We start from the raw sequence: 20,090 nt of genomic DNA, 5'->3' as shown, positions 1-20,090 counted from the left end.
GACCTGACGCAGGTCACGAAGTGCTCGGGCTCTGACAGCGATGACTGTCACCCGGCTCACATATAGAGGTTGGAGAAACATAACACGGGCTCTCAGCGCAATCTCAGGAGAGTCGGATACCTCACTCAACCCTTGACAACGCCATTTCTCATAATCTTTATCTGACCAGCGTCCGGCCCCGAAATCGCTGGTGAGACGATCAGGCGATGGTGTATCTACGCTCGTCCAGACCGGTCGCGCCATCGGGCGCGGGGGACTGATACCGCTCGACCTGTGGGCGCCCCTGTTTGTCGATCGCACGGCACGTGACCGTGTGGTCGCCTTTGTCCGCTTGCCACACGAACTTCCACTGACGCCAGGTGTCGACGCTGTACTCGGTCGCCAGTTCCGCGAGCTGCCACGGACCGTCGTCGATCCGGACCTCGACGCGCTCGACGCCGATGTGCTGCGCCCACGCCGTTCCGGCGATGACGACCTCACCCGCAGGATGTGAGGTACCCCGGGCCGGGCGGTCGATCCGTGAGGCCAGCTTGATGGGTCCGAGCGCGGACCATCCGCGATCGGTCCAGTACGCCCTGGCCTCGGAGAACCTGGTGATCTCCCAGTCGACCACCCACTTGGTCGCCGACACGTACCCGTACAGACCGGGAACCACCTGACGGACCGGATACCCGTGTTCGATGGGTAGCGGCCCGCCGTTCATACCGACCGCCAGCAGGGCGTCGCGACCATCGGTGATGTCCGAAATCGGTGTGCCACAGGTCCATCCGTCGACACTGGTGGAGAGCAGCATGTCCGCTCCGGGCCGCACTCCGGCGAGATCGAGGACCATCTGCATCGGCACGCCGAGCCATCGCGCGTTGCCGATCAGGTCTCCCCCGACGTCGTTGGACACGCACGCGAGTGTCACGAGCCGTTCGGTCATCGGCATCGCCAGCAGGTCGTCCCAGGCGAGCGTCACCTCCCTGTCGACTTCGCCGTGTATCCGCAGTCGCCATTCGACGGTGGTGAGCGTCGGCACCTGGAGCGCGGTGTCGATGCGGTAGAAGTCGTCGTTGCCGGTGATGAAAGACGTTGCGCCGGAGAGGTCGATCTCGGTACCCGGCGGGATCGGCGGTGCCGGGTCGACGGGTTTCGGCAGCAGGATCCGCGCACGGTCGGCCAGCGTGCTCGCGGTGTCGGCGAGCATGCGACGGCCGATGACGCCGATCGCGACGGCCGCCACGGCAACGCCACCCGCCGCGAGGACGAACCGGCGCGAGATCGGTTGGTGGACGCGATCTTCCGCATCACCATCCTCGACCGGCGGCGGCTCGTCGTCGAGCTGGGCCAGCAGCAGCCTCAGTACGACGATGCCCACGACCCCGGCGAGGACCGACGGCAGCGCATACGTCCACGTAGCGCCCGGCCGGTTCACCGCCGCCAGCACTCCGACGGCAGCGAAGACCGCGATGATCGCGGAACCGAGCGGTGGACGCCGCCGCTCGAGGTACCCGCAGGCGCCGGCGATCACGGCGATGATGATGCCCATCCCGACGAAGAGGGCGACCTTGTCGGCGATGCCGAAGGTCTGGATGGCCCATTCCCGGACCGCCTCGGGCGAGTGGTCGACCACCGACGAGCCGACCGCGAAGTACGGGGACGCGTCCGGCGACACCGGGACCGCGGCGATCTCCCCGGCCGCCAGTCCGGCACCCACCGCGACGATCCCCGCCAGCCACGGGGCCGCGGTGTGCGCACGAGGGGTCGACGAGAAGGTCACACTTCTTGATACCGGAGTTCGGGCACGTGGCGGCGGGTCGCGGCCGAAGGCCCGCCGTTCATCCGACGATCAATCAGCTGACCTGCTGATTCGGTGCGAGTACGAAGGTGTCCCGATGAATGGACGCCAAGACTAGAACAGGTTCTAGTTAGTCCGCTAATCTGGCCGCATGGCTACCAGTACCGAGATCCCGGAGACCGTCGCCCTCGAATCGGTGACCGAATTCTCCGACGAGGTCGACGTCGTCGTGATCGGATTCGGCATCGCGGGCGGATGCGCCGCGGCAGAGGCCGCCGCGAACGGGGCGCGCGTCCTGCTCATCGAACGTGCCGCCGCGGCCGGCGGCACCACCTCACTGTCGGGAGGCTTCTTCTATCTCGGTGGCGGCACCGCCGTCCAGAAGGCGACGGGTCAGGACGACTCGCCCGAGGAGATGGAGAAGTACCTGACCGCGGTGTCCATCGACCCCGAGGCCGACAAGATCCACGCGTACTGCGTCGACAGCGTCGACCACTTCAACTGGCTCGAGGGGCTGGGCTTCACCTTCGAGCGCAGCTTCTACCCGGAGAAAGCCGTCATCCAACCGGGCACCGAAGGCCTGATGTACACCGGCAACGAGAAGGTCTGGCCGTTCAAGGACCAGGCCGTCCCCGCCCCGCGCGGTCACAAGGTGCCGGTTCCCGGCGAGACCGGTGGCGCCTCGCTGGTCATCGATTTGCTGGTCAAGCGTCTCGGCGAGCTCGGCGTCGAAGTACGGTATGAAACCGGCGCCCGGCAGCTCGTCGTCGACTCCGACGGAACGGTCGCCGGAGTGACCTGGAAGAGGCCCGGCGAGGAGGGCGTCATCCGCGCCACCTCGGTGATCATCGCCGCCGGCGGCTTCGTGATGAACCCCGAGATGGTCGCCGAGCACACGCCGCACCTCGCCGAGAAGCCGTTCGTCCTGGGCAACACCTACGACGACGGCCTCGGACTCCGCATGGGCCGCTCGGTCGGCGCCGAACTGAAGTACATGGACAAGGCGTTCATCACCGCCCCGATCTACCCGCCGGCCAGCATGGTCATGGGCGTCATCATCAACAAGTTCGGCGAGCGATTCGTCACCGAGGACTCGTACCACGCCCGCACCTCGGGATTCATTCTGGAACAACCGGATTCGACGGCATACCTCATCGTCGACGAATCGCACATGAATCAGGAGCACAATTACCTGATCAAGTTCATCGACGGTTACGAATCCATCGCGGAGATGGAAGCCGCACTCGGCATCCCCGAGGGCAATCTGCAGCAAACGATGGCGCGGTACAACGAGAACGCCGCGAAGAAGGAGGATCCCGACTTCCACAAGGCGGCCGAGTTCCTCGAACCCCAGGACAAGGGCCCCTGGGCCGTCTACGACCTCTCACTGGGTAAGGCGGTGTACGCCGGTTTCACCATGGGCGGCATGGCGACCTCGCTCGACGGCGAGGTGCTCGACGAGTCGGGGTCGGTCATCAAGGGCCTGTACGCCGCGGGCGCGAGCGCCACCAACATCGCGCAAGACTGCAAGGGGTATTGCAGCGGAACGCAATTGGGCGAGGGATCGTACTTCGGTCGCCGCGCCGGTCGTCACGCCGCGGCGAAGGTGACCTCGCGTGTGAGCTGAAGTACCCACTCACTGAAGACCGCCCCTGAGAGACACCCTGTGGAGCGGGGCCGACGACACTATGTCGCCGGCACCTCTCTGGAGGGTTGCTCTCAGGGGCGGTTCTCAGTTGGGCGAACTTCCGGGGCGGTTCTCAGCGGGTCGGGGAAAACCGGCGCAGCCGCAGGCTGTTTCCCACGACGAACACCGAGGAGAGTGCCATCGCAGCCCCGGCGATCATCGGATTCAGCATTCCGGCGGCCGCCAACGGGATCGCGGCGACGTTGTAACCGAAAGCCCAGAACAGGTTTCCCTTGATCGTGCCGAGGGTTCGACGCGCCAGTCTGATGGCGTCGGCGACCACGCGTAGGTCACCGCTCACGACCGTGAGGTCGCTGGCCGCCATCGCAACGTCGGTGCCGGTACCCATGGCGAGACCGAGGTCCGCCTGCGCCAGTGCCGCGGCGTCGTTGATGCCGTCGCCGACCATCGCCACCACGCGGCCCTGCTCCTGGAGTTCGGCGATCACCTCGAGCTTGCGCTGCGGGCTGACACCCGCGGTCACGTCGTCGATCCCGACCTCGTCGGCCACTGCGCGGGCCGCACCCTCGTTGTCGCCGGTGAGCAGCTTCGGCGTGAGACCCAGGCGCCGGAACTCGGCGATGGCCTCTGCCGACGACTCCTTGATCCGGTCGGCCACCGCGATCACGCCGACCGGAACCGGTTCGGACGCATCCTCTTTCGTATCCCCGACAAGCACGACGACCGCTGTCGCGCCACCCGACTCGGCGGTCGACACCGCGGCCGCGAGGTCGGCGGGTATCTGTACGGTCACCTTGCTGGGCGAGAGGACCCGGACTCGCCTGTCTCCCACGGTGCCGGCAACACCGGCACCTTGCGTGGACACGAAGTCCCGGGCCTTCTCCGACACGTGCTCACGCCCCGCTTCGACGACGGCGCGTCCGATCGGATGCTCCGACCCGGCCTCCACTGCCGCCGCCCACGCGAGGACCTGCGACTCGTCCCTACCGGCGGCCGCGGTCACCGTCGACACCGACATGTCGCCGGTGGTGACGGTGCCGGTCTTGTCAAGCACGATGGTGTCGACGCGCCGGGTCGACTCCAGCACCTCGGGCCCCTTCAGCAGGATGCCCAGCTGTGCGCCGCGGCCCGTGCCGACCATCAGAGCGGTCGGAGTGGCGAGCCCGAGCGCACACGGGCAGGCGATGATGAGGACCGCCACCGCCGCGGTGAAGGCGAAGGTCACGTCACCACCTGCGAAGTCGTCCAACGACGCCGCACCCAGCCAGAAGCCCAGCGTGGCAACGGAGATCGCGATCACCGCGGGCACGAACACCGAGGAGATGCGGTCGGCCAGACGCTGCGCGTCGGCCTTGCCCTCCTGCGCGGCGGCGACCATGCGTGCCATCTGCGAGAGCGCGGTGTCGGAACCCACCGCGGTCGCCCGGACGACGAGCAGTCCGCTGGTGTTGACGGTGGCGCCGATGACCGCATCACCCGCGGTCACCTCGACCGGGATCGATTCCCCGGACACCATCGACGCGTCGATTGCCGAAGCACCCTCGATCACGACGCCGTCGGTCGCGATCTTCTCTCCCGGCCGCACGACGAACTCGTCGCCGACGACCAACTGGCCGATGGGAATTCGGGTCTCGACGCCGCTCTCTGAATCCTGGGCCCGCTCGCTTCGCTCCCGGCGCCCGCGGACCACGACATCCTTGGCCCCGAGGTCCATGAGTGCACGTAGTGCATCACCGGCGCGCCGCTTGGATCGCTTCTCGAAGTAGCGACCCGCCAGCAGGAAGGTCGTGACGCCCGCGGCCGCCTCGAGGTAGATGTGCGATGCCCCATCGGTTCGTTGGGGCAGCAGGTCGAATCCGTGGGTGAGGCCGGGCGTACCGGCCGTGCCGAGGAAGAGGGCGTACAGCGACCAGCCGAACGCGGCGAGCGTGCCGACCGACACGAGCGTGTCCATCGTGGTCGCGCCGTGCCGCAGGTTGATCCAGGCCGCGCGGTGGAACGGGTAGGCGCCCCACACGACCACCGGCGCGGCCAGCGTCAGGGACAGCCACTGCCAGTAGGTGAACTGCCAGGCCGGGATCATCGCCAGCGCGATCACCGGGACCGACAGCACCGCCGACACGATCAGCCGCTGCCGAAGCGCGTCGAGTTCCGGATCTGCGGTCGGTGCGGTGTCGGTCGTGTCCGCTTCCGACCCGGTCGGCGGGTCGGGCAGGATCGGCGCGGCGTCGTAACCGGCGGCCCGGACCACCTCGATGAGGTCGTCGGCGGCGAGACCGGTGGGGACCTCGACGTGGGCGCGTTCGGTCGCGTAGTTCACCGAGGCGGTCACGCCGTCGAGTTTGTTGAGTTTTCGCTCGATGCGGTTCGCACACGACGCGCAGGTCATGCCGGAGATGTCGAGGTCGACCAGTTGCAGGCCAGGACTCGCGGACATCAGTGGTCGCCTCCATTCGTCACGTCGCCGTGATCGGTGTCGGTGTGTGTCGTGTCGCCTCGTGGGCTGGAGTCGGGAACGGTCGTCTCTACGACGCCATGCGAGGGTGCGTCGTGGGTGACCGGCTCGGGTTGCGGTCCCCATGCCCGGCCGACGCCGAAGGCGATCGCGAAAGCGGCGATCAGCGCGACGACGTAGGCCAGAGGACCCGTGGGGATGCTCATGTCAGACCAGTGAATACCCGGCTTCGGCGACCGCTCCGGCGATCTCCTCGCGCGGGATCTCACGATCGGCGACGACGCGCACGGCTCCGTTCTCGAGGGTGACGTCGACGCTGGTCACGCCGGCGATCTCCTCGATCTCCTCGCGGACGGAGGCGACGCAGTGGCCGCAGGTCATGCCGGTGACGGTGTAGTTGCTGGTGGTGCTCATCCGTACTCCTCTGGTTGAAGTCTCGTGGGTGTGGCCGGTCGTCGACGTCAGGACTTCACGAGCCGCGCGATCGCGGCCATGGCCTCGTCGACCTTCTCCTTGCCGGCCGCGTCGCTCTCCTGCGCGGCGCGCACGACGCAGTGGGCCATGTGCTCCTCGAGCAGACCCAGGCTGACCGCCTGCAGTGCCTTGGTCATGGCCGACACCTGGGTGAGGATGTCGATGCAGTACGAGTCCTCTTCGACCATGCGCTGCAGCCCACGTGCCTGACCCTCGATGCGGCGGAGTCGCTTGAGGTAGTCGTCCTTGCGGCCGATGTAGCCGTGCTGGTGCTCGTCCATGTCGCTCCTGTTGTGACGGGTACCCCTCAGGGGTATGCCTCACCAGGTATACCAGCGTTCAACCGTCGACGGTACCCCCCTACCGTATGTGATCTCGATCGGCGGCCGTCGAGCGCGAGCGCAACGCGTAACCCCGACACGGGCGCGTCGGGGTTCGGAGATCGCGGGAGCTACGGCCGCAATGCGGCGGCGAGGCGCGCCAGAGCTACGGCGACGTCGTCGAGGGCCGCGCTGATCTCGGCGCGACGTGCGGCTTCGGCTGCGGAAACCGGCTCCGAGGAATGGTCGGCAACCTCTGCCTGCGCATCCGGGACAACCCCGGGCGGGACAGCTGCGCCCGCCGGAGAAGCGGCCTGCGGCACCACCGGGCCGGGTTGCGCCGGGCCGGAAACGTCTCGGCCCGGCGCGACGGACCGGTGGCGTCGGCCGTGGTAGTCCTCGGCGGCGATCGGTTCGGCGTTCGTCGACCGGCGGCCGCCGCGGTATCCCGACTCAGGCGTGGGTTCGGGCTCGGCCCTGTGGGCCGACTCGGGAGCAGGTGCCCCGGCCGGGGGAAGCGGTGCGGGCGGCTGATGCGAGTCCGGCAACCGGTGCGACCCCATCCGCTGCGGATGCGGGGCCGGCGGCTGCGACCCCGTCCGGTCGGGACCGGGAGCAGGGCGTTGATGATGACCGGTTCCGGCACCGGACATCACCGACGGGGCGTGCCCGTTCGAATGCGCATAGAAATGGGGTCCGCCGTGGCCGACGAAGAAGACGCAGCCGACGCCTTCCGGCGATGGGACCGGGCACGGGTTGCGTTCGATGAGGGACTGGGCGCGATCGTCGAAGTCGTTCCACTCGAGCCAGAGGCGGCGGTCGTGCCGCGGGTGGGTGCTCGCATCGGTCGCGTGGTTCCCGCGATGGCCGATCGCGAGACGGCACTGCAACAACCAATCGGAGTCACCCGACAGTCCCAGCGCCGCCCGTTCGGTCGGCCGGCACACCACCGTCGACCAACAGCCTTCGCCGTTCATACGGACTCCCCTTCATACCTGCAGTACTTCACGTCTACGCGCGCCATCCAGCCATGCCACGCCGGTCTTCGCAGTGGTTCTCGAGTGTTCGTGCCGACCTCGGCTCGCCCCCCGGCAAGCGCCACGGCGTCCCCGGCGGCCGCGGTGCTGTGAAGATCCCGGGCGTCAGTCTACGAAGGAGGCCGGTCCGGTGCCACCCTGTTCGCCCCCGCGCGTCCCGGCGACAAACATCACGATCCGGCGATTCACCTCCTCCGGGCGATCGAGGTGGAGGAAGTGTCCGGCGTCCGCGATGACCGCGGCGGCACTGCCGTCGGGCAACACGCCCCGCACGTGGTCGGTGAATCTCGACTGCATGCAGCCGTCGTCGGCGCCGTGCAGATACAGCGTGCGGCAACGGGGTTCACCCAACCAGGCGTCGCGGAGGTCGGCGTACCGCGGATCGGTCCGGGGTCGGAGCATCGCGCGGTAGTAGCCCAGGGCGGCAGCGCGATGTGCGCGTGTCGGCAGGGCGGCCAGGGCACGGTCGACGTCGAGGTCGTAATTCGGCCGCGGGGTTCCGGGGCGTCGGATCCGCCAGCGTCGCCACAGCAGGGGGATCAGCCAGTCGAGACTCCGCTCGGGCAGCCACGGCAATTGGTTGAACCCGATGTACCAGCTCATCGTCGCCTGTCGTGCCAGGAGTCGGACCGCTCCCGGCCCCTCGGCGACCGCGCGCCGGATGGCGGGTATCGGCGGAACAGACATCGCGACCACCGCCGAGTACGGGTTGTCCGAACGGTGCGACAGGGCGTTGACCGTCAACGAACCCCAGTCGTGCCCGATGAGTACCGCGTCGGGACCGGCGCCCACCGCACGGTGGATCTCGCGGGCGTCGTAGGCGAGGGCCGCGACATGAAAGTCCTTGTCCCGCGGGATGTCCGACGGAGCGTACCCACGGGTGAACGGTGCGACGACGCGATATCCGGCGGCGACGAGTTCGGGCGCGAGGAGACGCCACGTCCACGCCGAATCGGGAAAGCCGTGCAGACACACCGCAACCGGGCCGTCGACCGGGCCCCACACCAGCGCGTGGAGGGTGATGTGTCCGAGGTCGATGGTCTCGTGTCGCGGGGTATCGGAGTGGTCGTGGGGTTCGGCGTCGTGCGCGTCTGGTGAGCTGTGGGTCATCGGCGCCAATGTATCGCTCGTATCCGACGACCGCATCTACTTGCGTGTTCGGGTGCGCGGCGCGCGCCTGGTGTTCAGACCGCGATGCCGGCGAATCCCGACTCGCGGATCTCCCCGTCGACGAGGCGGAAGGTGTGGGATTCCCCGACCTCGGCCGTGAGTGGGCAGTCGGTTCGGACGTGAGCGCCACGCGACTCGGTCCGGGCGGTCGCGGCTGCGACGACGGCGGACGCGGTCAGCGTGAGTGCCGCGTCCTCGACCTCGCGCACCGTTGCGGGGATTCGCCGAGGCGCACTCGCGATCGTCGCCGCCGCGGCTACCAGTCCGTCGGCGGACCGGCGGAGAGCCACCCGGCGCGACATCGTGTCCTGGAGCAGGTCGCGGTCGAGGATCGGCGCCGGTCCCGGCGTCGTGACGGGAACCGGGCGCGTCGGCCGCAGGTGACGTCGTCCAACGGCGACCGCTGCGGCACGGCGTCCCATGACGAGCCCTTCGAGCAGGCTGTTCGACGCCAGCCGGTTGGCCCCGTGCAGGCCGGTCCGCGCGACCTCCCCGGCTGCCAGGAGACCGTCGACGGCGGTGCGCGCCTCGTCGTCGGTCACCACGCCACCGCAGAGGTAGTGGGCGCCCGGCACGACGGGGATGCGGTTGTCGGCAGGGTCGATACCGGCCGCCCGGATTCCGGCGCTCACCGTCGGGAATCGCCGCTCGAAGTCGGGCAACCCACTGATGTCGAGGTAGACGCACGGATGCCCGGTCAGCTCGATGGCGGTCTCCACGGCGTTCGCGACCACATCGCGTGGTGCGAGGTCGCCCATGGGGTGCACGCCGTCGGTCACCGACCGTCCGTGCACGTCGACGAGTCGACCGCCCTCCCCTCGCACGGCCTCGCTGATGAGCGTCCGGCGCCCGCGGGCGCCCGGCGTGTAGAGCATCGTCGGGTGGAACTGGATGAACTCGAGGTCGGCGACGTGCGCACCCGCCCGCAGCGCCAGCGCGATGCCGTCGCAGGTGGCACCGGACGGGTTGGTCGTCGCCGCGTAGAGATGCCCCGCACCGCCCGTGGCGAGCAGGACGGTCGGCGCGTCGACCACACCCCATCGAGCGTTCCGCAGATACGAGACCCCCGCGACCCGGCCGTCGTCGACCCGGATCCCGGTCACGATGGCGTCGTCGAGAAAGCGGATGCACCGCCCGGGGCCGGCTTCCCGCTGCGCGACGGCGTTGTGGAGCGCTCGCTGGATCGCGGCGCCCGTGGCATCGCCGCCGGCGTGGATGATCCGTCGCACCGAATGGCCGCCTTCACGCGTGCGCAGGAGCTCGCCGTCCGCATCGCGATCGAAGTCGGCGCCCCACGCGATCAGCGCGGACACCGACGACCATCCGTCGGCCAGGATCGGGCGCGACGCCACGGGGTCGGTGAGGCCGCCGCCCGCGGCGAGCGTGTCGGCGAGGTGCAGATCGATCGAGTCGACGTCGTCCGGACCGGTCGAGCGGACATCGGGCATGACCACCGCGACGCCGCCCTGGGCGTAGAACGTCGAGGTCGGCTGCTCCCCACGGTCGGGACGCCAGCTCGGGCCCTTGTTGACCACGACGACCGAGAGTCCGCTCTGCGCAGCGCAGAGTGCGGCGGTCAGGCCCGCGATACCGGCCCCCACCACGACGAGATCGGCACGGTCCGCGTCACCCGCGTCCGCCCCCGGTCCGTATGTGGACGTACTCATGTCATCCGCCTTTCGCCGGTCGTACTGTCTCAACTCCGGCGGGATGTTTTCGATTCCCAGTCGAAAACCCTACCCCGCAGCTCCCGGCGGCGAAATGTTTGATCGCGCCTGATCGCGGCAACCCCGACCACCATGAAAACCCTCTGGTTCGACCCGGCGAACGACTCCGATCACGCCGGGCTCCCCGACGTGCGTCCCGAGACCACCCCGTTCGGGACCGTCGACACCTATGACCAGATCGTCGTCGGCGGGGGCATCACCGGCCTGACCACGGGACTTCTGCTGGCGCGGGCCGGACAGAAGGTCGCCGTCCTCGAAGCCCGCCACATCGGCGCCGCCGCGACCGGCCACACCACCGGCAAGCTGTCGCTGCTGCAGGGCACGCGGTTGTCGTCGATCTCGAGTCGGCACGGGAAGCCCGCAGTGCAGGACTACGTCGACGCGAACCTCGAGGGCCAGGCCTGGCTCCGGCACTACCTCACCCACCGGGGTCTGCAGGTCGACGAGCGTGCGGCGCTGACCTTCGCCGCCACCGCGTCGGGTGCGAAGACCGTGGAGAAGGAGTTCGAGGCCTGCCGGGCGCACGACATCCCGGTCGAACACGTCGACGTTCCGGAACTCCCGTTCGACGTCAAGACGGCCATCCGTCTCGACGGGCAAGCGCAGATCGACCCGATGGTGGTGCTGCGCGCCCTCGCCGACGACCTGCGCGGGCACGGCGGCCACCTGTACGAGGGCGTCCGCGTGCAGGGCTTGCGCCACGGCACGCCGCACACCCTCACCACCGATGCCGGCGACGTCCGAGCCGAATCGGTCGTGATCGCGACCGGTGTTCCGTTCCTCGATCGCGCCGGGTTCTTCGCGCGGGTGCATCCGCAGCGCTCGTACGCGGCGGCGTTCACCGTCGACGAGGAGATCCCGCGCGAGATGTATCTCGGCGCCGACAATCCGTCGGTCTCGCTGCGGACCGCGACCCGGCCGGGCTACGACGGCGAGCTGCTGATGGTCGGCGGCTTCGGACACGAGGTGGGCCGCACGAAATCCGAACGGCAGCATGCCCTGGACATGATCGCGTGGACCGAGAAGCATTTCCCCACCGCCCGCATGGTGGCGCGATGGTCGGCGCAGGATTACACGACGATCGACGAATTGCCCTACGTCGGAACACTTCTCCCCGGCATGGAGAGCGTTCAGGTCGCCACCGGGTTCGCCAAGTGGGGGCTCACCAACGGCGTCGCGGCGGCGTTGTCGATGACCGGGCGCATCCTCGGTTCGGAACCCCACTGGTCCAAGACCGTTCGCCCCTGGCGCTCCTCCGAGATCACCAAGCCCGGATCACTGGCGTCGGCAGCATCGGCCAACGCGCAGGTGGCGGCCTACATGGTGGGCGGCTACCTCGGCCTGCTGAAACCGGCGAACTCCTCACCCGCCGAGGGCGACGGCAGCGTCGGGCATTCCGGGGCCTCACCGAAGGGCGTGTGCACCGTGGCGGGCCAGACGCAGTCCGTCGCACCGCTGTGCACCCATCTGTACGGCGTGCTGCGCTGGAACGACGCCGAGCAGTCCTGGGACTGTCCGCTGCACGGCTCTCGGTTCAGTCATTCTGGCGAGGTACTCGAAGGTCCTGCGACTCGAAAGCTGTTCTCGCAGGACTCCTCCGACAGCTGATCCGCAGCACGTCACCGCGCGCCGAGAATCCGCTGGAACGCCGGTCCGGTCACCGTCGCGACGGGGCGTTGCAGAGCGCCGGCCAGCAGTCGGACGCCCAGGTCGAGGACCCGTGCGTCGATCCCGACGAGGATTCGGTCGCGGTCGCCCAGCACCCCCGCGAGGATCGCGGTCGCCGCGGCGTCGGGGTGGGCACCTGGCAGTCGCCGGTCGAATCCCTTGGTGACGTACTCTCGCACCGCCGGGTCCACGTACCGGGCCCGCCGGGCGATCGCAGTGTGCACGACCCCCGGGCACACGATATGGATACGGGCTCGGGAGTCGTTCGCGCGCAACTGTTTCTGCATGCTCTCCGAGAACCCGCGAGCAGCGAACTTCGACGCCGAGTACGCGGACTGCGCGGGGGACCCCATCAACCCGAATGCGCTCGAGGTGTTCACGATTCGTCCACCAACGGCATCGACATACGGGAGAAACGCTCGCGTACCGTTCACCACGCCACCGAAGTTGACGGCCATGATCCGCCGTGCGTAGTCGTCGTCCTCGTCGAGGACCGACGCGACCATGGTAATGCCGGCGTTGTTGAACACCAGCGCGGGTGCACCGTGCCGTCGCGTCACCTCGTCGGCGTAGGCGGTGACAGCCACGGCGTCGGCGACATCCACCTCGGTGGCGTCCGGTTCCACCCCATGGCGTGCCACCGATCTCGCGGTCTCGGCGAGGGCCCGCATGTCCACGTCACTGATCAGCACCGGAATCCCCGCCGCGGCCACCCTGTTCGCCAGCGATCGACCCATGCCCGAGCCGGCGCCGGTGATGACGGCGCTCCGCCCCGCACACAACCGGCGGAGGCGTTCGTCGGTGACTCGCGGATGCCACACGTGGCCCAGATTCAGGGAGATCTTCACCGTTTCGGACTACCCGCGCGGTCACGTCCTACACCTTCGCGCCGCGTTTGCCACGCGACCGGACGGGTATCCCTTCCACCCATGGGCCGGACGGCCCGCGTAGCAGCGAAGGGAGTTGGGGCGAGTGTCGGACGCGGTCGTGGTCGGCGCCGGACACAACGGGCTCATCTCCGCCATCAGGCTGGCCGACGCCGGCTGGGACGTCACGGTCCTCGAAGCCGCCCCCGAGGTCGGCGGCGCGATCAAGAGTGCCGAGCTGACCCACGGTTATGTCACCGATCTGTTCAGCGCTTTCTATCCTCTTGCGGTCGCCTCCCCCGTGTTCACCGACCTCGCACTCGACGAACACGGCCTGAAGTGGAGCCGGGCACCGCTGGCGTTCGGCCACCCGGCCGGCCCCGAGGACGACGACGCCCCGGTCATCCACCCCGACGCCGCCGACACCGCAGCCCACCTTGCCACCTTCGACCGCCGCGACGGCCAGGCCTGGCTCGATCTGGTCGGTCAATGGGAGACGCTCCGACCCGCCATCCTCAACACCCTCTTCGGGCCGTTTCCGCCGGTTCGCGCGGTCCTGTCCCTCCTGCGCTCGATCGGCACCGCGGAAGCACTGCGTCTCGCGCGGTTCCTGGTGCTCCCGGCCGACCAGATGGTGCGAGAGCTCTTCCGCAGCGAGAAGGCCGGATTACTCATCCTGGGCAACGCATTGCATGCCGACATCCCCCTTCAAGCACCGGGGAGCGGCGTGATGGGATACCTGCTGACCATGTTGGGTCAGGACACCGGATACCCGGTTCCAGTCGGTGGGGCGAGCGCCCTCTCGGCCGCACTCCGGCGTCGCGCAGAGAGTGCTGGTGCACAGATACATTGCGGCAGCCGAGTCTCCTGGATCGATGTCCGGGGCGGCCGGGCGGTCGGCGTCGTCGACCGCGGCGGACGGCGGTGGAAGGCCGATCGGGCCGTCCTCGCCGACGTCTCGGCATCTGCGCTCTACACAGAACTGCTCTCGCCAGCCGACGTGCCAGCGCGGGTGCTCGACGACCTCCAGCGGTTCGTCTGGGACACCCCGGTCGTGAAGGTGAACTATGCGATCGACGGGAAGATCCCCTGGCGCAGCTCGAATCTGACCGGAGCGGGGACCGTGCATCTCGGGGCGGACGCACGCAACATCGCCTACTCCACCGCCGACATCGAGACCGGCAACATCCCGGAACACCCGTTCCTGCTGTTCGGTCAGATGACGACGGCTGACGCGGGGAGGTCGCCTACCGGCACCGAGAGCGCGTGGTCTTACAGCCATCTCCCCCGTGGCGTCACCGACGACGAGGCCGCTCGACTCCTCGCCGCTCGAATGGACGAGGTCCTCGAGGAACACGCTCCGGGTGTCTCGGACATGATGGTCGGCCGCCACGTGCAGACCCCACACGACCTGCAGACCGCCAACGCGAACCTCGTTCACGGGACGGTGAACGGCGGTACGGCACAACTGTTCCAGCAGTTGGTCTTCCGGCCGACGCCGAACCTCGGTGGCGCCACGACCCCCGTGGACCGCCTATACCTCGCGGGGTCAGCCGCACATCCCGGAGGCGGAGTCCACGGCGCCTGCGGCAGCAACGCCGCCCGCGCCGCCCTCGCCTCTGACGGCCTGCGCGGGCTACCACGACGGACGTTGAGCCGCACCATCAGCAGACACCTCACCAAGTCCCGAGACAAAGACTGAACGGAGAACATTCCATGAATCGCGTCGAACGCCACACATCCGCAACTCCCGCACAGGTCTGGTCGGTGCTGTCCAACGGTTGGCTCTACGCCTCCTGGGTGGTCGGCGCATCACGCATCCGCGACGTCGATGCCAACTGGCCTCAGGCCGGGTCGAGGATCCACCACTCGGTGGGTGTCTGGCCGGCGCTGCTCAACGACGAGACCACGTCGTGCGAATCCAAGGCCGGGCTGCTGGAGCTCTCCGCCGCCGGCTGGCCCTTCGGTCGCGCCCGCATCCGGATGACGATCGAGAAGGACGGCAACGGCTCGATCATCGGTATGGAAGAGTTCGTCGAGACCGCACCACTGAAATGGATTCCGCCGGTTGTGCAGCAGACGGTCATGTCTCCCCGGCTGAACGAGTGTCTGACCCGTCTGGCAATGCTCGCCGAGCGCCAACCCAGCTGACCTTCCCCGCCGTTCGCGGGTAACCGTCTACATGGCGTCTGCGCCCTTCGATATCAGGAAGGGCGGCACACGACCTTGATGGTGTCCAGATCGTCGTCTGCGGCATCGGGCAGGTTCATCCCTGCGTTCTTGCCGGTCCGCAGGTACTCGACCACCGCATCGTTCAGCACCTCGCCCGGGACCACCACCGGGATGCCGGGGGGATACGGCGTGATCTGTTCGGCGGCAACATGTCCCGGCGCGTCGTCGAGTGGTACCCGCTCGGTGTCTCCGAAGAACGCATCCCGCGGGAGCATCCTTGTCTCCAGCTGCAGCTCCTCCGGAGTCGGTTGGTGGATCGCCGGAGGGTGATCGAAAGATCCTGCGGCGGAAGCGAGGTCGCTCAGCGCGGTGAGCAACCGATCCGCGGTGTCCTCGTCGTCCGCGTGTGAGATGGTGGCGAGGATACGGCGGTGGTCACTCATTCCGACGTCGACGCAGTGGTGCGCTCGGAGCCAGTCCGCACACTGATAGCCGCTGGCCCCGAGATCTCGGACGTCGATGAGGACCTGCATCTCGTCGAGATCGTGACTGGCCTCCTCGTGGAGCAGTTCGTCGTGCATCACGATCAGACCCTCCATCTCGTCGACGCTCCGTCGTATGTGTCGGGCCAACTCCAATCCACCACCGAAGATTTCGCGACCCGATTCGACCATGTTCCGGCGCCAACCGTCGAGCGCGGCGTAAATCGGGACACTCGGGCTCGTGGTCATGAGCAGGTCTGCACACTGGGACAGCCGGGAGCGGTCGATCAGGTCCCCCTGTACGTGGAACACCGACCCCTGTTCGAATCCCGCGCCCATCTTGTGAACGCTGACGACGCACAGGTCGGCTCCGGCATACATTGCCCACGTAGGCAGCTCGTCGTGGAACGGCAGGTGCGCACCCCACGCCTCGTCGACGATCAAGGGCTTGCCGTACTCGTGACACACGTCGGCGATCGCCCGGATGTCCGCGCAGGTGCCGTACGGCGTCGGACTGACGATGAGGAGGCCGGCGGCCTGCGGATCCGTCTCCCACGCCTTGCGTACCTCCTCGGGCGACGGCGGATGCGTCAGGTGGAGATTCTCGTCCCAGCGCGGGCGCACCCACCGTGGACGAAGGCCGGAGAAGATCAACCCGGCGACGATCGACTTGTGCGCGTCCCGGGTGATGAGCAGTTCACCGCCTTCACCGCCGGCCACCGCCATCATCGCTGCCTTCACCGACAACGAACTGCCGCAGGTGGAGAAGAATGCCAGTTCGGCTCCGACGGCATCCGCCATCAGCTCTTCGGCGTCGGACAAGTAGGCGTTGGACATCCGCCTGTCGTCGAGGCCGCCGGACGCGAGGACATCCGATTCGAACGCGGCCGCTCCGATCGTGGTACGGGTGCGCTCGTCGACGCCTCTCCCCTGCCGGTGGCCGGGCGGCGTGTAGCCGTATCGGTTGTTGCGACGGTACTTGTCGAGCGCTTCCAGGAGCGGAGCTCGAGATTGATCCAGAGACGGCATGTCGGACTCCGATCAGTTTGTGGCAGCACGATGCTGCGGGTCAGTGGGATTCGCTCATCTCGCCGCCCTGCGACGACTGCGCTGCGCGGCGTCGCAGGCGTTCTCGATAACCGTACGTCGCCCGGAGCACGTCGTCGTGGCTGTCGGCGCTGGACCCCAGCGCGCCGGCGAAGATCCCCATCGAGGTCGCCAGCCAGGCGAGGTTGAGGTAGTTGTTCAGTCCTGCTTGAAATCCGAGCTGTGAGGACAGGAAGGTCTCGTCGATGACGGTCATCGCGGCGACGAGGACCGCGAGGAACAGGCCGACGTAGAGAACCACCGCGCTGAAGACGACGGTGCAGACCGTGGCCGTGTTGTAGAGGCGGGCGCGGGGCCGGTAGGTGTCGGTGGTCCGCTCCCAGAGGCGGTTGTTGACGATCAGCCAGAGTGTCGCCAGCACCATCGACAATACGGAGATGGCGGCCAGGCGCCACGGACTGAGCGCGTTGGCCATCGACCAGATGGTGGAGAAGAAGACACCGAACGACGCCGCCGCGGCCGCGGCTGCCGTCATGCCCGTGAGCATCGGGATCAGCCGCCACGGCCGGTTTCCGCGGACCATCCCCGCCGTCAGCAGCGCCCGCGAGACAAGACCCTGGGCCACAACGTATTCCGTCTCGCCATCCCGTTCGACCACCAGTCCGCGAGACAGTTCGAACGGCTCGGTCGAGGAATCCTTGAGCACGGACACGACCATCGTGATCAGTTTGCCCAGCCGTCGGCGGGGCGAGGGCCCCAGCGCCGGCAGCGAGATCACCGCGGCGCCGCGTTCCCGGTCGAGTTCGGCCAGCACGACGCGGTCCCGGGCCCGGGTGTCACCACCGAGCCCACTGAACAGACGGGGCATCTCCGTCACGAAGACCACGACCTCGTCCGGAATCCGGTCGGATCCCCAGACGGTCTCGAGATCACCGCGCGGGGTCATCTGAAGTGTTGTGTCACGGGTGACCGTGACCCCGCGGTACTCCATACCGAACCGTTCGGCGATACCGCGAATCCGGTCCTCTCCGTTGGTGATCAGCGTCTCCGGCAACCCGTGCTCGGCCACCATGCGCAGACTCGGGATGCTCCTGCCCTCCTGGCGCTCGACGGTTGTGGAATCCACCGACGGTCTCCTCGGCGCTGGTCAGTCCGGCGGCTCGGGGTCGCCGGCCGCAGGTGCCTCGAGGTCGTCCTCGTCGTCGGATGTGGATGTCGGTTCAGCCGACGTCGGCTTCTCATCGGGTTCGTCGACGTGTTCCGCCTCGAGTTCGTCGACCTTGCGGCGCGCGTCGTCGGGTGTCTGGTCCGGTGTGCCGGTCTCGGCCGGCTCCATCGGAAGCTCTTCGGACATGTAGGTCCTTCACCACCAATCCGTTTCGGGTATCCGTCAGATGTCCGGTTTCCCGGTACGGACGTCTTCCAAACGCCGCCCCACGCCCCACGCGCTGGACTCGAAGTGTGGGACCCCGGTGACGCGGGTATGCGACCGACATGTCAGACGAACCGCGCGAGTCCATGGACCCGGCACCGGAGGAGACACCCGACCTCGAGGCCGGTGGCGGCGTCGCCCCCGGCGACACCCCTCCCGATACCCCTCAGACGTCAGGCCTTTCGCACGAACAACCCGATCGGACCAAACGCTTCCCGGCCGGCGGGGTCGGCGCATTGCTGGGCGTCGGGCTGCTGGTGATCGCGATGGTGGTGATCATCATCGGGCTCATCACGATGGTCTTCTGAGGTCCGATCGGCCCGTCGGCGATCCGGAAGGATCGTCGAGGACCTGGCGTCGTGCCGAATTCCGTTGCGCCAGGGCACCATCTGTGTCGCGCCCACCCCCTCATGAGTGAAGGGAAGTTCGACGTGTCGCGGCGCATCGGTGCGTTGCTCGACCGGCGCGAGTTCCGTTGACGTCATGCGCGGCCGCCTCCTCGAGGTTGGTGCGGATTGTTCCGCGTACGGATTCCCAGCAACGAGTACATCAAACATCCGGCCCGGCCGCCGGTTGAGCGGACCGGGCCGAGACGAGTCGTCGGGTCAGAGCGTGGCCGTGTCGATGACGAACCGGTAGCGCACGTCCGAGGCGACCACCCGGTCGTACGCCTCGTTGATCCGGTCGGCGGAGATCACCTCGATCTCGGCACCGATACCGTGCTCGGCGCAGAAGTCGAGCATCTCCTGGGTCTGGGCGATCCCACCGATCATCGAACCGGAGAAGCTTCGGCGCTTGCCGATCAGCGCGCCCGCCGGGACCTCGATCGGATGTTCGGGCAGACCGAGTTCGACGAGCGTGCCGTCGAGCGCGAGCATACCGAGGTACTTCCCGATGTCGAGGTTGGCCGACACGGTGTTGAGGATGAGGTCGAACCGCCCCCGCAACTCGCGGAAGGTCTGCGGATCACTCGTCGCGTAGTAGTGGTCGGCGCCCAGGCGCAGCCCGTCCTCCATCTTCTTCAGCGACTGCGACAGGACCGTCACCTCCGCGCCGAGTGCGTGCGCGATCTTGACGCCGACGTGTCCGAGACCGCCGAGCCCGATGACGGCCACCTTCTTGCCGGGACCCGCCTCCCAGTGTCGCAGCGGCGAATACAGGGTGATCCCGGCGCACAGCAGCGGAGCCGCCACGTCGAGCGCGATGCCCTCCGGGATGCGGCAGACATAGTTCTCGTCGACGACGATGGACGTGCTGTATCCACCGTGGGTGCGTTGCCCGTCACGGCCGGTCGCGTTGTAGGTTCCGGTGTTTCCCCGCTCGCAGTACTGCTCCTCACCGAGGCGGCACGGCTCGCATTCACGACAGGAGTCGACGAAACAGCCGACGCCGACACGGTCGCCGACGGCGTAGCGGGTGACGCCCGCACCGACGGCCGAGACCGTACCGGCGATCTCGTGCCCCGGCACCACCGGGAACTTGGTGCCGTTCCACTCGTTTCGCGCCGTGTGGATGTCGGAGTGGCAGATGCCGGCGTAGGCGATGGCGATCGCGACGTCGTTCGGCCCGAGGTCGCGTCGCTCGATCGTGGTCGGTTCGAGCGGGCGATCCGCTGCCGTGGCTATGTACGCGTTGACCGTCGTGGGCATACGGGGATCTCCTAGGGGGTGGGGTGCTAGAGGGTGTCGACACTGTTCGCGGTCGAAGGACCGATGCGCGAGGGCGCATGGGTCGGCACGGAACAAGTCTGCCGTCGTCCGTGCGTCTCCGCCACCTCGGCACGTCGGAGCCCGACGCAGCCCGTGGAGACAC

18 protein-coding genes are annotated in these 20,090 nt (G+C 68.1%); 5 read left to right on the top strand and 13 right to left on the bottom strand.

Annotated features, from left to right (window positions below):
- Window positions 1-199: 199 nt before the first annotated feature.
- Entirely contained in the window at window positions 200-1,762 is a 1,563-nt protein-coding gene (locus C5O27_RS05830; protein WP_006358006.1) for a molybdopterin-dependent oxidoreductase, read from the bottom strand.
- Window positions 1,763-1,931: 169 nt separating this feature from the next.
- On the opposite strand from C5O27_RS05830, the gene C5O27_RS05825 reads away from it, so the two are divergent.
- Window positions 1,932-3,407, top strand: coding sequence for an FAD-binding protein (locus tag C5O27_RS05825; protein ID WP_127962159.1), 1,476 nt, complete (start codon window positions 1,932-1,934; stop codon window positions 3,405-3,407).
- Between the two features lie 133 nt (window positions 3,408-3,540).
- Here C5O27_RS05825 and C5O27_RS05820 read toward each other — a convergent pair whose 3' ends face one another.
- From C5O27_RS05820 to nadB, 7 genes are all read right to left on the bottom strand, one after another.
- Window positions 3,541-5,865 carry a heavy metal translocating P-type ATPase gene (locus C5O27_RS05820; protein ID WP_035753699.1) on the bottom strand — a complete coding sequence of 775 codons (2,325 nt, stop codon included), beginning with the start codon at window positions 5,863-5,865 and terminating at the stop codon, window positions 3,541-3,543.
- On the bottom strand, window positions 5,865-6,089 hold the full coding sequence (locus C5O27_RS05815) for a hypothetical protein (RefSeq protein ID WP_006358009.1): 225 nt from the start codon (window positions 6,087-6,089) through the stop codon (window positions 5,865-5,867). The genes C5O27_RS05820 and C5O27_RS05815 overlap by 1 nt, the downstream gene beginning before the upstream one ends.
- Window position 6,090: 1 nt before the next feature.
- A complete protein-coding gene (locus C5O27_RS05810) occupies window positions 6,091-6,297 on the bottom strand; it encodes a heavy-metal-associated domain-containing protein (protein ID WP_006358010.1) in 207 nt (68 codons plus the stop codon).
- Window positions 6,298-6,344: 47 nt separating this feature from the next.
- Complete coding sequence (locus C5O27_RS05805) at window positions 6,345-6,638, bottom strand: metal-sensitive transcriptional regulator (RefSeq protein ID WP_006358011.1); 294 nt, start codon at window positions 6,636-6,638, stop codon at window positions 6,345-6,347.
- A 170-nt stretch (window positions 6,639-6,808) separates the two neighbouring features.
- The gene (locus tag C5O27_RS05800) at window positions 6,809-7,654 is read right to left on the bottom strand and encodes a hypothetical protein (RefSeq protein WP_006358012.1); all 846 of its coding nucleotides are present in this window, start codon (window positions 7,652-7,654) and stop codon (window positions 6,809-6,811) included.
- Window positions 7,655-7,819: 165 nt separating this feature from the next.
- Window positions 7,820-8,824, bottom strand: coding sequence for an alpha/beta fold hydrolase (locus C5O27_RS05795; protein WP_035753695.1), 1,005 nt, complete (start codon window positions 8,822-8,824; stop codon window positions 7,820-7,822).
- 74 nt (window positions 8,825-8,898) lie between these two features.
- Window positions 8,899-10,551 carry an L-aspartate oxidase gene (nadB, locus tag C5O27_RS05790; protein ID WP_127962158.1) on the bottom strand — a complete coding sequence of 551 codons (1,653 nt, stop codon included), beginning with the start codon at window positions 10,549-10,551 and terminating at the stop codon, window positions 8,899-8,901.
- A 132-nt stretch (window positions 10,552-10,683) separates the two neighbouring features.
- Between nadB and C5O27_RS05785 the strand changes: the two genes are divergently transcribed.
- Window positions 10,684-12,219, top strand: coding sequence for an FAD-dependent oxidoreductase (locus C5O27_RS05785; protein ID WP_127962157.1), 1,536 nt, complete (start codon window positions 10,684-10,686; stop codon window positions 12,217-12,219).
- A gap of 11 nt (window positions 12,220-12,230) precedes the next feature.
- On the opposite strand, the gene C5O27_RS05780 is transcribed toward C5O27_RS05785, so the two are convergent.
- Window positions 12,231-13,127, bottom strand: coding sequence for an SDR family NAD(P)-dependent oxidoreductase (locus C5O27_RS05780; protein WP_006358016.1), 897 nt, complete (start codon window positions 13,125-13,127; stop codon window positions 12,231-12,233).
- Between the two features lie 124 nt (window positions 13,128-13,251).
- On the opposite strand from C5O27_RS05780, the gene C5O27_RS05775 reads away from it, so the two are divergent.
- Both C5O27_RS05775 and C5O27_RS05770 read left to right on the top strand, forming a co-directional pair.
- Window positions 13,252-14,847: a phytoene desaturase family protein gene (locus C5O27_RS05775; RefSeq protein WP_127962156.1), complete on the top strand. Its 1,596-nt coding sequence runs from the start codon at window positions 13,252-13,254 to the stop codon at window positions 14,845-14,847.
- Between the two features lie 14 nt (window positions 14,848-14,861).
- A complete protein-coding gene (locus tag C5O27_RS05770; RefSeq protein ID WP_006358018.1) occupies window positions 14,862-15,296 on the top strand; it encodes an SRPBCC family protein in 435 nt (144 codons plus the stop codon).
- Window positions 15,297-15,349: 53 nt separating this feature from the next.
- Here C5O27_RS05770 and C5O27_RS05765 read toward each other — a convergent pair whose 3' ends face one another.
- The 3 genes from C5O27_RS05765 to C5O27_RS05755 form a co-directional block, all read right to left on the bottom strand.
- A complete protein-coding gene (locus tag C5O27_RS05765) occupies window positions 15,350-16,819 on the bottom strand; it encodes an aminotransferase class I/II-fold pyridoxal phosphate-dependent enzyme (RefSeq protein ID WP_035753828.1) in 1,470 nt (489 codons plus the stop codon).
- A 49-nt stretch (window positions 16,820-16,868) separates the two neighbouring features.
- Window positions 16,869-17,918, bottom strand: coding sequence for a hypothetical protein (locus C5O27_RS05760; RefSeq protein ID WP_127963769.1), 1,050 nt, complete (start codon window positions 17,916-17,918; stop codon window positions 16,869-16,871).
- 75 nt (window positions 17,919-17,993) lie between these two features.
- Window positions 17,994-18,200, bottom strand: a complete 207-nt coding sequence (locus C5O27_RS05755; RefSeq protein WP_127962155.1) for a hypothetical protein — start codon at window positions 18,198-18,200, stop codon at window positions 17,994-17,996.
- A 140-nt stretch (window positions 18,201-18,340) separates the two neighbouring features.
- On the opposite strand from C5O27_RS05755, the gene C5O27_RS05750 reads away from it, so the two are divergent.
- A complete protein-coding gene (locus C5O27_RS05750) occupies window positions 18,341-18,586 on the top strand; it encodes a DUF6480 family protein (RefSeq protein ID WP_006358023.1) in 246 nt (81 codons plus the stop codon).
- 297 nt (window positions 18,587-18,883) lie between these two features.
- Here C5O27_RS05750 and C5O27_RS05745 read toward each other — a convergent pair whose 3' ends face one another.
- Window positions 18,884-19,927: an NAD(P)-dependent alcohol dehydrogenase gene (locus C5O27_RS05745; protein ID WP_006358024.1), complete on the bottom strand. Its 1,044-nt coding sequence runs from the start codon at window positions 19,925-19,927 to the stop codon at window positions 18,884-18,886.
- Window positions 19,928-20,090 lie beyond the last annotated feature (163 nt).

Source organism: Gordonia alkanivorans (assembly GCF_004011905.1).
Classification (GTDB): Bacteria; Actinomycetota; Actinomycetes; order Mycobacteriales; family Mycobacteriaceae; genus Gordonia; species Gordonia alkanivorans.
The sequence above is the reverse complement of the archived record's forward strand: the minus strand, read 5'-3'. Positions and strand labels throughout refer to the sequence as shown.

Excerpts from the sequence above, each read along its gene's own strand:
- C5O27_RS05825 (WP_127962159.1), top strand. The coding sequence starts at position 1,932 with ATGGCTACCAGTACCGAGATCCCGGAGACCGTCGCCCTCGAATCGGTG.
- C5O27_RS05820 (WP_035753699.1), bottom strand. The coding sequence starts at position 5,865 with ATGTCCGCGAGTCCTGGCCTGCAACTGGTCGACCTCGACATCTCCGGC.
- C5O27_RS05815 (WP_006358009.1), bottom strand. The coding sequence starts at position 6,089 with ATGAGCATCCCCACGGGTCCTCTGGCCTACGTCGTCGCGCTGATCGCC.
- C5O27_RS05810 (WP_006358010.1), bottom strand. The coding sequence starts at position 6,297 with ATGAGCACCACCAGCAACTACACCGTCACCGGCATGACCTGCGGCCAC.
- C5O27_RS05805 (WP_006358011.1), bottom strand. The coding sequence starts at position 6,638 with ATGGACGAGCACCAGCACGGCTACATCGGCCGCAAGGACGACTACCTC.
- C5O27_RS05800 (WP_006358012.1), bottom strand. The coding sequence starts at position 7,654 with ATGAACGGCGAAGGCTGTTGGTCGACGGTGGTGTGCCGGCCGACCGAA.
- C5O27_RS05795 (WP_035753695.1), bottom strand. The coding sequence starts at position 8,824 with ATGACCCACAGCTCACCAGACGCGCACGACGCCGAACCCCACGACCAC.
- nadB (WP_127962158.1), bottom strand. The coding sequence starts at position 10,551 with ATGAGTACGTCCACATACGGACCGGGGGCGGACGCGGGTGACGCGGAC.
- C5O27_RS05785 (WP_127962157.1), top strand. The coding sequence starts at position 10,684 with ATGAAAACCCTCTGGTTCGACCCGGCGAACGACTCCGATCACGCCGGG.
- C5O27_RS05770 (WP_006358018.1), top strand. The coding sequence starts at position 14,862 with ATGAATCGCGTCGAACGCCACACATCCGCAACTCCCGCACAGGTCTGG.
- C5O27_RS05760 (WP_127963769.1), bottom strand. The coding sequence starts at position 17,918 with ATGGTGGCCGAGCACGGGTTGCCGGAGACGCTGATCACCAACGGAGAG.
- C5O27_RS05755 (WP_127962155.1), bottom strand. The coding sequence starts at position 18,200 with ATGTCCGAAGAGCTTCCGATGGAGCCGGCCGAGACCGGCACACCGGAC.
- C5O27_RS05750 (WP_006358023.1), top strand. The coding sequence starts at position 18,341 with ATGTCAGACGAACCGCGCGAGTCCATGGACCCGGCACCGGAGGAGACA.
- C5O27_RS05745 (WP_006358024.1), bottom strand. The coding sequence starts at position 19,927 with ATGCCCACGACGGTCAACGCGTACATAGCCACGGCAGCGGATCGCCCG.